The following is a 13,625-nucleotide window of genomic DNA, read 5'->3' on the forward strand; positions in this document are numbered from 1 at the left end:
CCCCTTGACCAGCGTTGTCACCGCGGGATCAGGCGCGCGGCTTCTCCCGCATCTCGAAGGTCTCGATGATGTCGCCGACCTGGATGTTGTTGAACCCACCCAGGGTCAGACCACACTCGAAGCCCTCCCGGACCTCCGTGGCGTCGTCCTTGAACCGCTTCAGCGAGTTGATCGTGAGATTGTCCGCCACGACCGCCCCGTCCCGCAGCAGACGCGCCTTCGCGTTGCGGCGGATGAGACCGGAGCGCACGATGCAACCGGCAATGTTGCCGATCTTGGACGAGCGGAACACGTCGCGGATCTCCGCGGTGCCGAGCTCGACCTCCTCGTACTCCGGCTTGAGCAGCCCCTTGAGGGCGGCGTCGATCTCCTCGATGGCCTGGTAGATGACGGTGTAGTACCGGATCTCCACGCCCTCGCGGTCGGCGATCTCCCGGACCTTGTTGGAGGCCCGCACGTTGAAGCCGATGATCGTGACCGCCTCGGTCGATGCGCTCGCGAGCATGACGTCGCTCTCGGTGATCGCACCGACGCCCCGGTGGATGATCCTGAGCTGGACCTCCTCGGGGATGTCGAGGTTGAACAGCGCGTCCTCGAGGGCCTCCACGGAACCGGAGACGTCGCCCTTGAGCACCAGGTTGAGCGAGGTCTTCTCGCCCTCCTTGAGCTGCTCCATGAGCGTCTCGAGGGTCGCCCGGCCACGGGAGTTGGCGAACGCCGCCGCCCGCCGCCGCGCCTGCCGCTGCTCAGCGATCTGGCGCACCGTGCGGTCGTCCTCGGCAGCCAGGAACGTGTCACCCGCTCCCGGCACCGCGGTCAGACCGAGCACCATCACCGGACGGGACGGGCCCGCCTCGGCGACCTGGTTGCCGTTCTCGTCGAGCATCGCGCGGACCCGGCCGTGCGCCCCACCGGCGACGATCGAGTCGCCCGCCCGCAGGGTGCCCTTCTGCACGAGCACCGTCGCCACCGCACCGCGGCCCTTGTCCAGGTGCGCCTCGATGGCCACACCCTGCGCCGGCCCGTCCACGGGAGCGGTCAGCTCCAGCGACGCGTCGGCGGTCAGCAGGACGGCCTCGAGCAGGTCCTCGATGCCGATGCCCGGCTTGGCGGCCACGTTGACGAACATGGTGTCGCCGCCGTACTCCTCGGCGACCAGGCCGTACTCGGTCAGCTGCTGGCGCACCTTGTCCGGGTTGGCCTCCGGCTTGTCGATCTTGTTGACCGCCACCACGATCGGGACGTCCGCCGCCTTGGCGTGGTTGAGCGCCTCGATCGTCTGCGGCATCACGCCGTCGTCGGCCGCGACCACCAGGATCACGATGTCGGTGACCTGGGCACCACGGGCACGCATGGCGGTGAACGCCTCGTGACCCGGGGTGTCGATGAACGTGATCGCCCGGTCCTCGCCCTCGTGCGGGACGTGGACCTGGTAGGCGCCGATGTGCTGGGTGATGCCACCCGCCTCGCCGGCCACCACGTTCGCCTTGCGGATCGCGTCGAGCAGCTTGGTCTTACCGTGGTCGACGTGACCCATGACGGTCACCACCGGCGGACGGCTGACCAGGCGGTCCTCCGCCACCTCGGCGTCGAGGTCGATGTTGAACTGCGCGAGCAGCTCGCGGTCCTCGTCCTCCGGGCTGACGATCTGCACGTTGAAGCCGAGGTGCTCACCCAGCAGCAGCAGGGTGTCGTCAGAGCAGGACTGGGTCGCCGTGACCATCTCGCCCAGGTTGAACATCTCCTGGACCAGCGAACCCGGGTTGGCGTTGATCTTGTCGGCGAAGTCCGACAGCGAGGCGCCACGGGAGAGCCGGACGACCTGACCCTGACCCCGGGGAGCACCCGAGCTCATGGTCGGGGCCGACAGGTTGTCGAACTCCTGTCTGCGCTGCTTCTTGGACTTGCGGCCACGGGTCGGCTTGCCACCCGGACGCCCGAAGGCGCCAGCGGCACCGCCACCGCGGCCACGACCGCCGCCACCGGGACGACCGGCGCCACCGGCCGGCGCGCCCGGCCGGAAACCGCCGCCGCCACCGCCACCGGGGCCACCGCGGTAACCACCGCCGCCGCCACCGCCGCCGGGACCGCCGCGGTAACCACCGCCGCCGCCACCGCCACCGGGACCGCCGCGGAAACCACCGCCGCCGCCACCGGGACGACCCGCGCCGCCACCGGGACGGCCGGCACCCGGGCCGCCGGGGCGACCGGGGCGCTGGCTCGGCATGGACGCCGGGCTCGGCCGGGGCGGCATCGAGGCCGGGCTCGGCCGCGGCGGCATGCCCGCCGGGCTGGGCCGCGGACCGCCCCCGCCGGCCGCCGGCGGACGCTGCTGCTGGCCACCGGAGATGCCGAACGGGTTGTTGCCGGCGCCGCGCGCCGGCGGGCGGGCACCCGTACGCGCACCCGGACCCGGGGTCGGCGCGCCGGGACGACCGGCGGCCGGGGTACCCGGTCGGGGCGGCACGGTGCCCGGACCCGGCCGCGGGCCGGGACGGGGACCACCCTCCGCCGGGGGCTCCCGGCGGGTGGTCTCCCGCTGCTGCTGGCGGGCGGCCTGCGCGGCCTTGACCGCGGCCTCCTGCTCAGCCTTGAGGGCGGCGGCCCGTGCCTCCGCGGCCGCCACCTCGATGTCGTGGGCGCTCGCCGGCTTCGCGACCGGGGTCGCGGACTGCGGCGGACCCGGCACCGGGCCCTTGGGCTTCGGTCCGGGCGTCGGCGCGCCCGGCCGCCGCGGCGGCATGGGCTTGGCCGAGACCCGGGGCGCACCCGGGGCGGGCGACGGCGTCGGAGTCGGGGCCGGTGCCGGAGCGGCCGCCGGCGGGGCGGCCGGAGCCGCCGAACCGGCCGACTGGACGAACGCGCTGCGCAGCCGTCGGGCGACGGGCGCCTCGACGGTGCTGGACGCGGATTTCACGAACTCGCCCATCTCCTTGAGCTTGGCGAGAACGGTCTTGCTTTCGACCCCGAGCTCCTTCGCGAGCTCGTGTACGCGGGCCTTACCTGCCACTGCACTCCTCACTCCGAGGTCGTGCGGGCAGCACCCGCAGCGACCTCACTCGTGCACTTGAAGCCTGGTCATTTCTGCGACTTCATCGTGTGCTCATGTCGGTCGTCCTACCTTGCTAGCGACCCGCGCCCGATCGGGTTGACCGGACGTCGTGGTTGGCGCATCGATGTGCTCCGCGAGCTCACCGTGATCGAGGACCCCGGTGACGCGCAACGCACGCCCGAAGGCGCGGCGCCGCACCGCCAGCGCGAAGCAGGCCGGATCCGGGTGCATGTTCGCCCCCCGACCCGGCAGTCTGCGGGCCGGATCGGGCCTGAGGCTGTAGCCAGCCTCGTCGCCGACCGCCACGACCCGCAGCAGTTCGCCGGCCGGCGCTCGCCGCCGACAGCCCACACAGGTGCGCTCCGGCCGCGCGCGTCGTGCCACTGAGAAAGTCTACCCCTAGCTGCCGGAGATCGCGCCGCCCGGCTCCGGCACGTGATCAGCTCCGCTCCGGCCCGTCGGCGCGTTCTGCTCGGCGTCGGAACGGATGTCGATGCGCCAACCGGTCAACCGGGCCGCCAACCGGGCGTTCTGCCCTTCCCGGCCGATCGCCAGCGAGAGCTGGAAATCCGGGACGGTCACCCGGGCGGTCCGGCTGGCCAGGTCGACGACCTCGACGCGCAGCGCCTTGGCCGGCGACAACGCGTTGCCGACGAAGGTGGCGGGGTCGTCCGACCAGTCGATGATGTCGATCTTCTCGCCGTGCAGTTCGCTCATGACGGCCCGGACCCGCTGACCCATCGGGCCGATGCAGGCGCCCTTGGCGTTGACCCCCGGAGCGGTCGAGCGCACGGCGATCTTCGTACGGTGACCTGCCTCACGCGCGATCGCACCGATCTCCACGGTGCCGTCGGCGATCTCCGGAACCTCCAGCGCGAAGAGCTTCTTCACCAGCGCCGGGTGGGACCGGGACAGGGTGATCTGCGGGCCACGCGCCCCCTTGGCCACGTGCACCACGACGCAGCGGATGCGCTCGCCGTGCACGTACCGCTCGCCCGGCACCTGCTCGGACTGCGGCAGGACGCCCTCGAGCTTGCCGAGGTCGACGCTCACGATGCCCTTCTCGGCCCGCGCCTCGTGCGCCTGCACCACACCGGTGACCAGGTCGCCGTCGCGGCCGACGTACTCGCCGAAGTGCGCCTCGTCGGTGGCCTCCCGCAGCCGCTGGAGGATCACCTGCTTGGCGGTCATGGCGGCGATGCGGCCGAAGTCGTGCGGGGTGTCGTCCCACTCCCGCACCACGCCGCCCTCGTCGTCCAGTTCCTGCGCGTACACCGAGGCCGCGCCGGACTTGCGGTCGATCTCCACCCGTGCGTGCGGCTCGGCGCCCTCGGTGTGCCGGTACGCGGTCAGCAGCGCGGTCTCGATCGCCGCGAGGATCGTGTCGAACGGGATCTCCCGCTCGCGCTCCAGTGCGCGCAGCGCCGCGAGGTCGATGTTCACCTCTCCTCGTCCTCCACATCTTCGTCGTCGAAGTCGTCGGGATCACCGGCCCCACCGGCATCACCGACCTCGTCGGTCTCCTCGATCTCGTCGAGGCGGCTGAACTCGATCTGCACCCGTCCGGGGCCGAGTTCGGCGTAGGTCCATTCCGTGCGGTCGCCGTCGGTCTCCAGCACGACGCGCTCGTCGTCGGCCGCGACGATCCGACCGGTGATCTGACGGTCGCCGGCGGGCTGCCCGCCGCGCTGCTCGGGGGCGGCCGCGGCGCGGGTGGTCACCTTGACCAGCCGGCCGACGTTGCGCCGCCAGTGCCGGGGCAGGGTGAGCGGCCGGTCCACGCCCGGCGAGCTGACCTCCAGCTGGTACTCCCCCGCGACGATGTCGCCGCCGGCCTCCTCGGCGGCGTCGAGCGCGGACGAGACCGCGCGGGAGACGTCGGCGACGGCGTCCAGGTTGACCCCGCCGTCGGCGTCGACGATCACCCGCACCACGTGCCGCCGCCCGGCACGGGAGACGGAGAGGTCCTCGAGGTCGTAGCCGGACTCGGTGACCACGGGCTCGATCACGTCCCGCAGCCGCTTGCGCCGGGTGGCGAGGTCGCCACCGCCGGGGCGCTCCCCGCCGCGGGGCCGCCCCGTCGACCTGGTGGCACGGCCACGCTGCGTCATCTCGCACCCTCTCCTGCTCGACGGTGACCCTCGTCCCGCCCCAATGCCGGCACGCCACCGGGGCGGACGCGCCCGGTGGCTGCGCAGAGCGTAACGCGCCTGAGGGCCACCCGGCCGGGCGGCGCACCGACGGCGGTGCCCCGCGTGCCCCTGCGCATGGTGTTGACTTGTCCGGTGGCCAGAGGCAGGACAGCACAGCGCATCCCGGCGCCCGGGCATTCCCGGCGCGGTCTGCTGCGCGCCGGAGGGCTGCTGGCCCTCGGCGCCGCGGCGGCGCCGCTGGCCGGATGTGATCTTCTCGGCGGGGACGACGAGGCACCGAAGGCACCCGATCCGCTGCGTCCGCTGCTGGACGAGGCGCTGACGCTCGCCACCGCGTACCAGGACGCCGCCACGGCACACCCCGACCTCGCGGCGCGGCTCACCCCGATCGCCGAGGCGCACCGGGCGCACGCCGGCGAGCTGGCCCGCCTCATCGGGGTCACGCCGCCCTCGTCCACCCCGGCGCCCAGCGGGGCGCCGTCCACCGACCCGGACGCCACCCTCGCCGACCTGCGGCAGCGCGAGCGCGCCGGCCGGGACGCGGCCGTCGCGGCCTGCGCCTCGGCGTCCGCCGAGCGCGCGCCCCTGGTCGGTTCGATCGCGGCGGCCCGGGCCACGCACCTGGAGGCACTGAAGTGAGCGAGCGCGCCGCACCACCCGCGCCCGCCGAGGCGCTCGCCGCGGCGCTGACCGCCGAGTACGCGGCGATCTACGCGTACGGCCCCATCGGCGTACGGCTCAGCGGGGCGGCCCGCACGGCCGCCCGGCAGGCCGAGGCCGCCCACCGGCGCCGCCGGGACGCGCTCGTGCTCCAGCTCAGCACCGCGGGCGCCACCGTCCCCCCGGACCGGGCGGGGTACGCCCTGCCGTTCCCGATCACCGACCGGGCGAGCGCGCTGCGGCTCGCGGTCGAGGTCGAGGAACGTACGGCGGCGCACTGGCGGGCGGCACTGGCGGCCACCACCGGTCCCGACCGCGACCAGGCGCTGGACGCCCTCATCGACTACTCGGTCCGGGCCACCCGCTGGCGGCGTACGGCGGGCGTCGATCCGGTGACCGTGCCGTTCCCGGGCCGCCCCACCTGACCCCCGGCCCCGGTCGGCCGGCCGCGACGGGGATCACCTCCGGTTGCGGGTCGCATACCAGGTATGCATACTCCGCCCATGTCCATCCGTCACGGGCTGCTCGCCCTCCTGGAACGCGGCCAGATGTACGGCTACCAGCTGCGCGCCGCGTTCGAGGAGTCGACCGGGTCGACCTGGCCGCTGAACATCGGGCAGGTCTACACCACGCTCTCCCGGCTGGAACGGGACGGACTGGTGCGCTCCCTGCCGGAGAGCGAGGCCGGGCAGCGCCCGTACGAGATCACCGACGCCGGCCGGGCGGACCTCGCCCTCTGGTTCGCCACCCCGGTGAGCCGCACCGACCGCCCCCGTGACGAGCTGTCCATCAAGCTGGCGCTGGCGCTCACGACCCCGGGCGTGGACGTGCGGTCGGTCGTGCAGACCCAGCGCGCCGCCACCATGCGGGCGTTGCAGGAGTTGACCCGGTTGAAGTACGCCAGCGACCGGCCGGAGGACCTGCCGTGGCGGCTGGTGCTGGACGCCATGGTGTTCCAGGCCGAGGCCGAGGTGCGCTGGCTGGACCACTGCGAGACCAGCCTCGTGCGCTACCGCCCGCCCGCCCCCGGCCCGCAGTCCCCGGACGCGTCGCGAGGCGCAGAGGCGGTGCTACCGGCCGACGAGGAGGCCCGGCGGTGACGGGATCGGACGTCGCGGTGCTCGACGTACGCGACGTCCACCGCACCCACGGAACCGGCCCGGCCGCCGTGCACGCCCTGCGCGGGGTGAGCCTGACCGTGGGGCCCGGTGAGCTGGTCGCCGTCATGGGCCCGTCGGGCTCCGGCAAGTCCACCCTGCTGGCGCTGGCCGGCGGGCTGGACAGCCCGACCGCCGGCGAGGTGCGCGTCGAGGGCCAGCCGCTGGCCGCCCTGGACCGCCGCGGGCTGGCCCAGCTGCGCCGCCGCCGGGTCGGCTACATCTTCCAGAACCTCAACCTGCTCGGCAGCCTGACCGCCGTGGAGAACGTGGCGCTGCCGCTGGAACTCGACGGCACCGGCGTGCGGCGGGCGCGGGCCATGGCCCGGGCCGCGCTCGCCGAGGTGGGCCTGCCCGACCTGGGCGACCGGTTCCCGGACCAGCTTTCCGGCGGCCAGCAGCAGCGGGTGGCCATCGCGCGGGCGCTCGTCGGCGAGCGGCGGCTGGTGCTGGCCGACGAGCCGACCGGCGCGCTGGACTCGCAGACCGGCGAGGCCGTGCTGCACCTGCTGCGGCGCCGGGTCGACGCCGGTGCGGCCGGGTTGCTGGTCACCCACGAGGCACGCCACGCCGGGTGGGCCGACCGGGTCGTGTTCCTGCGCGACGGGGTGCTGGTCGACTCGACGGCCCCGCTGGGCAGCGTCGAGCAGCTGCTGAGCGGCAGCGGGCGGTGACCGTCCGCTCCGGCGGTCGGATCCGGCCCCCGGCCGGCACGCGGGACACGCCCCCGACCGCGCCGACCCCCACGCCCCTGCGCCGCCGGCGTACGGCCGAACTGGCCGGCTCGTGGCGGACGGCGCTGCGGATCGCGCGGCGCGAGGCGCGGCGGGCCCGCGGCCGGACCGCGCTGGTGCTCGCGATGATCACATTGCCGGTGCTGGTGCTGACGTTCGTGGCGGCGAGCTACGACATGGCGGAGCTGACCCAGGAGGAGCGGCTCGACCGACAACTCGGCGTGGCGGACGCCGCGCTGCACTGGGTCTCCCGTCACCCCGTCGTCCAGGACGAGTCGGGTGACAGCTGGTCGTCGCGGGACCCGGAGCCGTCGGGGCCCGGCTCGACGCTCACCACCGAGGAGCTCACGGCGCTGCTCGGGCCCGGCGGCCGGGTCACCGGGATCCGCGACTGGATACCGGTCTCCGTCCGTGCGCAGGGCCGCGACGAGACGATCATGGGCCGGGCGCTCGACCTCACCGACCCCCTCGCCCTCGGCACGGCACGGCTGCGCGAGGGGCGGGCACCGGCCGGTCCCGACGAGGTCGCCGCGAGCCGCGCCGCCCTGCGCCGCCTCGACATCCGGATCGGCGGCACCGTCACCACCGGCGACGGCCCGCGTCGCGTGGTCGGGGTGGTCGAGTTCCCCGACAACCTGGGCCCGATGCTCGCCCTGCACCCCGCGGCCGTGCCCCCGGTCGAGCCCGGTCCGGACGCGACCTGGCTGGCCGACGTGCCCGGGACGGTGGACGCCGACCTCGTACGGCGGCTCAACGAGCAGGGCCTGGTCGTGACGGCCCGGACCGGTGCGGAGGATGAGTCGTCGCTGCGGCTCTGGCCGGGCCAGGGCGGCGCGGACGTGAACGACCTCGGCACCAGCGTGCTCGTCGGCGGTCTGGGTCTGCTGGAGGTGGTGCTGCTCGTCGGGCCGGCCTTCGCGGTCGGCGTACGCCGACGGCGCCGGGACCTCGCCCTGGTCGCGGTGGCCGGCGGCGACGCCGCCCAGCTCCGCCGGGTGGTCCTCGCCGACGGGGTGGTGCTGGGCCTCCTCGGCGCCGCCGCCGGCCTGGTCCTCGGCGTCGCGGCGGCCTTCGCCGGCCGGCCGCTCGTCGAGGAGTACGTCTTCGGCGCCCGCTTCGGCGGTTACCGCTGCTGGCCGGCGGCGCTGGTGGTGGTCGCCGGTGTCGCCGTGCTGGCCGGGGTGCTCGCCGCGCTGGCCCCCGCGTGGACCGCCGCCCGGCAGGACGTCGTGGCCGGGCTGGCCGGCCGGCGGACGCCGCCACGGGACCGCGGGCGGTGGCTGACGGTCGGGGTGGTCCTGGCCGCCGGTGGCGCGGCCGTCGCGGCGCTCGGGGCCACCCGGACCACCCCCACGGTGATCCTCCTCGGACTGATCCTCGGCGAGCTGGGCCTGGTCCTCTGCACGCCGACCCTCATCGGCCTCCTGGCCCGGCTGGGGCGGGCGCTGCCGCTGGCTCCCCGGATCGCGTTGCGGGACGCCAGCCGCAACCGGGCCTCCGCCGCACCGGCCATCTCGGCCGTCATGGCGGCCGTCGCCGCCAGCGTCGCGCTGGGCGCCTACCTGGCCAGCGACGCGCAACGCGACCGCGTCGCCTACCAGCCCGCCCTGCCCCTCGGGAACATACAGGTCAGCCAGACCCAGGCGGACCGGCCCGCGCCCCCGCTCGACGAGGTCGCCGCGGCGGCCCGGGCGCACCTCGGCGCGAGCGCGGTGGTGCCGGTGAACTTCGTCGACTGCGACGCGGTGAGCGGGCCGGTCGACTACTGCGCGGTCGAGCCGGTGCTTCCGCCGGAGAGGGCCTGCCCGTGGCAGCCGCGCGACGGGATGAGCGCCGCCGAGCGCCGGCTCGCCCGGGCCGATCCGCGCTGCCAGTTGCGGTCCCACGACTACTACGGCCCGTACGTCCACGTCGTCGTGGACGACGGGACCGCGCTGCCGTTGCTCACCGGCGCGGGGCCCGCCGAGGCCGCGGCCGCCACCGCCGTGCTGCGCGCCGGCGGGGTGGTGGTGACCGACCCGCGCTACCTGCACGACGGGCGGGTGGCGGTGCGGGTCGACCGGGCCAGCGTGGGATCGGTGTCGCCGACTCCCCCGGTCAGCGGTGTGCTGCCGGGCCACGCGCTGCCCGGCGCCGTCGGCCCGACCCGGCTGCTGATCTCCCCCGCGGCGGCCACCCGGCTCGGGCTGACCCCGCGCACCACGTCCTGGATCGCGTCGGCGCCCGAGGTTCCCGACGAACGGCAGCGGCAGCGGTTCACCGACGCGCTGCGGCCGTACGGCGAGGTGATCGTGGACGTGGAGTCGGGCGTCCCGCCGCGCGGGAGCGAGCCGCTGCTGCTCCTGCTCGCCGGGGCCGCCGGGCTCGTCACGGTGGGCGCGGCCGGGATCGCCACCGGACTCGCCGCCGCGGAGGGCCGCGCGGACCTGTCCACGCTCGCCGCGGTCGGGGCCGGCCCGGGCGTACGCCGGCTGCTGGCGCTCTGCCAGGCCGGGGTGATCGCCGGCCTCGGGTCGGTGCTCGGCATCGTGGCCGGCCTGGGCACCGCGCTCATCATCCTGCTCTCGACCAACCGGCAGTACGCCGAGAGCTGGCCCATCGAGGACCCGTACCCGCTCGTCGTGCCCTGGTCGACCCTCGGCGTCCTCGTGCTCGTGCCACTCGTGGCGATGCTCGGGGCGGGGCTGTTCACCCGCTCCCGGCTGCCGGTCGAGCGGCGCCTGGACTGACCGCACCGGGGTGGCCGGCCCGGCCTTCCTGTGCACCCCCGCCGGCCGCGACGCGGTCCCGGGACGCGGCCGGGAGCGGGCGGCCGGCAGACTGTCCCCCGTGTCCGTGTTCGGTGCCGTCACCCGCCGCCTGGGCCACCACCGCTGGTTCGCGGCGGTCGCCCGCCTGCTCGTCCCGGCCGACCGGGCCGTCGGGCGGCTCACCCGGGGGCGGGTGGTCGCCCTCGGCCTCGTCCCGTCCCTCATCCTCACCACGACCGGCCGCCGTTCGGGCCAGCCCCGCAGCACGCCGCTGCTCTACGTCCGCGACGGGGACGCGTACGTGGTGGTCGGCTCGAACTGGGGCCAGCCGCACCAGCCGGGCTGGTCGCTGAACCTGCTCGCCGACCCGGCCGCGGAGGTGACCGTCAGGGGCCGCCGCGTCCCGGTCCGGGCCGAGGTCGTCACCGGCCCCGAACGGGACCGGCTCTGGCAGCGCCTGGTCACCGAGTGGCCGGCGTACCGGACGTACGTGCGCCGGGCCGGCGACCGGGAGATCCGCGTCTTCCGGCTGGTCCCCGGCGGGCGCGGCGTGCCGGGTGCCGGCGACCGCCGCCGCTAGGGTGGTGCCCAGCGGGGCCACCGGCGCGCACGTCGCCGCCGGGGCGCCCGCGGTCAGCGGGGCGAGCGGCCCGGGCCGGCCGGCGACGCCCTGACCGGGCAGCGGACGCGCCGCGCGCGTCCACGAGGTCGCAGGGGGCGTCGGGCGTGAGCGTCGACAACGAGGACGTCGAGATCGACCGGCACCTCACCGATCCCCGGTGGACGGTCGCCGAACGCGTGGCGGAGGCGGCCCGGCGCCGGTTCCCGGCCGACGTGCTCGCGGTCGCCGTGCACGGGCCGTTGGCACACGGCGACGACGACGGCGGCGGGGACGGGGAGATCGGGATCCTCGTGGTGACGTACCGCCCGGGCACCGGCCCGGCGCCGGCCACCCGCCGGGTGGACGGGGTGCTGGTCGACCTCACCGTGGCCGGTGCCGAGGACCACCTCCGGCAGGCCCGCGTGATCAGTTCGCTCTGGCCGTTGACGGCCGACCGGTACGTCACGACCCGCCCGCTGCACGACCCGACCGGCTGGCTGCGGACCCTGCGCGACGAGCACCTCGGCCGTCTGGCCCGGGCCCGTCCGGCCGAGTTCAGCGCCGCCGCCCGCCAGGCGTGGTACCGGGGCCACGCGGCGCACGCCCGGGCCGCGCGGCTGGCCGAGTGGTACGAGACGGACCAGGCCCTGCTCATGCTGGGCGAGGCCCGGCTGGCCGCCGCGACCGTCAACGGCCTGCTCAGCCGCACCTACTTCCGGGACCCGGGGGACGCCGTGCGGCGTACCGGGCTGGCGGGCGCGGACATGACCGAGGTGGGCGCGGTGCTGGCCCGGCAGGCCGAGGAGCTGGCCGCCCGGGGTCAGCCGGTCGACGGGACGGTCGACGACCTGCTCACCACGTGACGGCGCCTCAGCCGAGGCCGCCCTGGACGCCGATGAGGGCGCCCACCAGGTACGTGGCGGCGGCCGCCGCGGCGCCCAGCAGCAGCTGCCGCAGGCCGCTGGACCACCAGGGCCGGTTCGTGAACCGGGCGACCACCGCGCCGGCCGCGAACAGGCCCAGCCCGCCCACGCCGAGGGCGAGCCCGAGGCTGGTGAAGCCGAGCAGGTAGGTCACCAACGGCACGAACGCCCCGACGGAGAAGAAGAGGAACGACGAGATGGCCGCCGCCCACGGGCTCGGCTGGTCGTCCGGGTCGACGCCCAGCTCCTCCCGGACGTGCACCCGCAGCGCCTCCTCCGGGTTGCGCCGCAGCGCCTGCGCCACCTGCATGGCGAGGTCCGGGGGCAGCCCACGGGCGACCCACGTGTCGGCCAGTTCCTGCGCCTCGGCCTCGGGGTGCCGCTCCAGCTCGCGCCGCTCCTTGGCCACCTCCGCGGCGACCTGCTCGTTGGCCGACCGGACGCTGGTGTACTCGCCGAGCCCCATCGAGATCGCGCCGGCGACCAGGCCGGCGGCGCCGGTGAGCACGATGCTGCGCGGCGACACCCCGCCGCCGCCGACGCCGGCGATCAGCGCGATGTTGGTGACCAGCCCGTCCATCGCCCCGAACACGGCCGGGCGGAGCCAGCCGCCCGAGACGTCCGCGTGGTGCGCCTCGCGCAGCGCCGCCGGGCTGTCGGTCACGGCAGGGTCAGGATCTCGTGGCCGTCCTCGGTCACGACGATCGTGTGCTCGAACTGGGCGGTCCACTTCCGGTCCTTGGTGACCACGGTCCAGCCGTCGTCCCACATGTCGTACTGGTAGGTGCCCAGGGTGATCATCGGCTCGATCGTGAACGTCATGCCCGGCTCCATGACCTCGGTGGGCCGGGGGCTGTCGTAGTGCGGCACGTAGAGCCCGCTGTGGAAGGCCTCGCCGATGCCGTGCCCGGTGAAGTCGCGCACGACGCCGTAGCCGAACCGCTTGGCGTACGACTCGATGACGCGGCCGATCACGTTGATCTGGCGCCCCGGGGCGACGGCACGGATGCCCCGCATCATCGCCTCGTGGGTCCGCTCGACCAGCAGCCGGGCCTCCTCGCTCACCTCGCCCACGCAGAAGGTGGCGTTCGTGTCGCCGTGCACCCCGTCGAGGTACGCCGTGACGTCGACGTTGATGATGTCGCCGTCCTGCAGGACCGTCGAGTCCGGGATGCCGTGGCAGATGACCTCGTTGAGGCTCGTGCAGCAGGACTTCGGGAAGCCCTTGTAGCCCAGCGTCGACGGGTACGCCCCGTGGTCGCAGAGGAACTCGTGCACCACCTTGTCGATCTCGTCGGTGGTGACGCCCGGCTTGCAGTGCTCCCCGGCGAGCTGGGTCGCCTGCGCGGCGAGCCGGCTGGCCACGCGCATCTTCTCGATCGTCTCCGGGGTCTGCACGTGCGATCCGTGGAACTCCCGGGGGCCCTTCTTGCCCACGTACTCGGGACGCGGGATGTGGGCGGGAACCGCTCGCCACGGGGAGAGCGTGCCTGGGGTCAGCGGCGCACGGACGGTCATGGTCCAAGCCTATCGCCGCGACACGGACACGCCCGCGACGGTCCGCACGGGCGCCTGTTGCCCCGTCTGCCCCGTTG

General features: G+C 75.2%; 13 protein-coding genes. 7 read left to right on the plus strand and 6 right to left on the minus strand.

What is annotated here, in order from left to right; translation table 11 throughout:
• Positions 1-28: 28 nt before the first annotated feature.
• The 4 genes from infB to rimP all read right to left on the minus strand — a co-directional run bounded on the left by infB (position 29) and on the right by rimP (position 5,163).
• A complete protein-coding gene (gene infB, locus D7I43_RS11440) occupies positions 29-3,010 on the minus strand; it encodes a translation initiation factor IF-2 (protein ID WP_120328438.1) in 2,982 nt (993 codons plus the stop codon).
• A gap of 93 nt (positions 3,011-3,103) precedes the next feature.
• A complete protein-coding gene (locus tag D7I43_RS11445; RefSeq protein WP_120328439.1) occupies positions 3,104-3,436 on the minus strand; it encodes a YlxR family protein in 333 nt (110 codons plus the stop codon).
• Between the two features lie 15 nt (positions 3,437-3,451).
• Positions 3,452-4,495: a transcription termination factor NusA gene (gene nusA, locus D7I43_RS11450; protein ID WP_120328440.1), complete on the minus strand. Its 1,044-nt coding sequence runs from the start codon at positions 4,493-4,495 to the stop codon at positions 3,452-3,454.
• Positions 4,492-5,163: a ribosome maturation factor RimP gene (gene rimP, locus D7I43_RS11455; protein ID WP_120328441.1), complete on the minus strand. Its 672-nt coding sequence runs from the start codon at positions 5,161-5,163 to the stop codon at positions 4,492-4,494. The genes nusA and rimP overlap by 4 nt, the downstream gene beginning before the upstream one ends.
• A gap of 174 nt (positions 5,164-5,337) precedes the next feature.
• Here rimP and D7I43_RS11460 point away from each other — a divergent pair, with 174 nt between their 5' ends.
• The 7 genes from D7I43_RS11460 (at position 5,338) to D7I43_RS11490 (ending at position 11,970) form a co-directional block, all read left to right on the plus strand.
• The gene (locus D7I43_RS11460) at positions 5,338-5,844 is read left to right on the plus strand and encodes a hypothetical protein (RefSeq protein ID WP_240032918.1); all 507 of its coding nucleotides are present in this window, start codon (positions 5,338-5,340) and stop codon (positions 5,842-5,844) included.
• Positions 5,841-6,290 (plus strand): ferritin-like domain-containing protein, encoded by a 450-nt coding sequence (locus D7I43_RS11465; protein WP_120328442.1) that lies wholly within the window; start codon positions 5,841-5,843, stop codon positions 6,288-6,290. Before D7I43_RS11460 ends, D7I43_RS11465 begins: the two co-directional genes overlap by 4 nt.
• Before the next feature lie 78 nt (positions 6,291-6,368).
• A complete protein-coding gene (locus D7I43_RS11470) occupies positions 6,369-6,965 on the plus strand; it encodes a PadR family transcriptional regulator (protein ID WP_120328443.1) in 597 nt (198 codons plus the stop codon).
• On the plus strand, positions 6,962-7,696 hold the full coding sequence (locus D7I43_RS11475) for an ABC transporter ATP-binding protein (RefSeq protein WP_120328444.1): 735 nt from the start codon (positions 6,962-6,964) through the stop codon (positions 7,694-7,696). The genes D7I43_RS11470 and D7I43_RS11475 overlap by 4 nt, the downstream gene beginning before the upstream one ends.
• Positions 7,693-10,485: an FtsX-like permease family protein gene (locus D7I43_RS11480; RefSeq protein ID WP_240032919.1), complete on the plus strand. Its 2,793-nt coding sequence runs from the start codon at positions 7,693-7,695 to the stop codon at positions 10,483-10,485. The genes D7I43_RS11475 and D7I43_RS11480 overlap by 4 nt, the downstream gene beginning before the upstream one ends.
• 100 nt (positions 10,486-10,585) lie before the next feature.
• Positions 10,586-11,086, plus strand: a complete 501-nt coding sequence (locus D7I43_RS11485; RefSeq protein WP_120328647.1) for a nitroreductase/quinone reductase family protein — start codon at positions 10,586-10,588, stop codon at positions 11,084-11,086.
• 146 nt (positions 11,087-11,232) lie between these two features.
• On the plus strand, positions 11,233-11,970 hold the full coding sequence (locus tag D7I43_RS11490) for a nucleotidyltransferase domain-containing protein (protein ID WP_240032920.1): 738 nt from the start codon (positions 11,233-11,235) through the stop codon (positions 11,968-11,970).
• Between the two features lie 7 nt (positions 11,971-11,977).
• On the opposite strand, the gene D7I43_RS11495 is transcribed toward D7I43_RS11490, so the two are convergent.
• The gene (locus D7I43_RS11495) at positions 11,978-12,694 is read right to left on the minus strand and encodes a VIT1/CCC1 transporter family protein (protein ID WP_120328445.1); all 717 of its coding nucleotides are present in this window, start codon (positions 12,692-12,694) and stop codon (positions 11,978-11,980) included.
• Positions 12,691-13,548, minus strand: a complete 858-nt coding sequence (gene map, locus D7I43_RS11500; protein WP_120328446.1) for a type I methionyl aminopeptidase — start codon at positions 13,546-13,548, stop codon at positions 12,691-12,693. The genes D7I43_RS11495 and map overlap by 4 nt, the downstream gene beginning before the upstream one ends.
• Between the last annotated feature and the right edge of the window lie 77 nt (positions 13,549-13,625).

This window comes from Micromonospora globbae (assembly GCF_003610785.1).
GTDB lineage: Bacteria > Actinomycetota > Actinomycetes > Mycobacteriales > Micromonosporaceae > Micromonospora > Micromonospora globbae.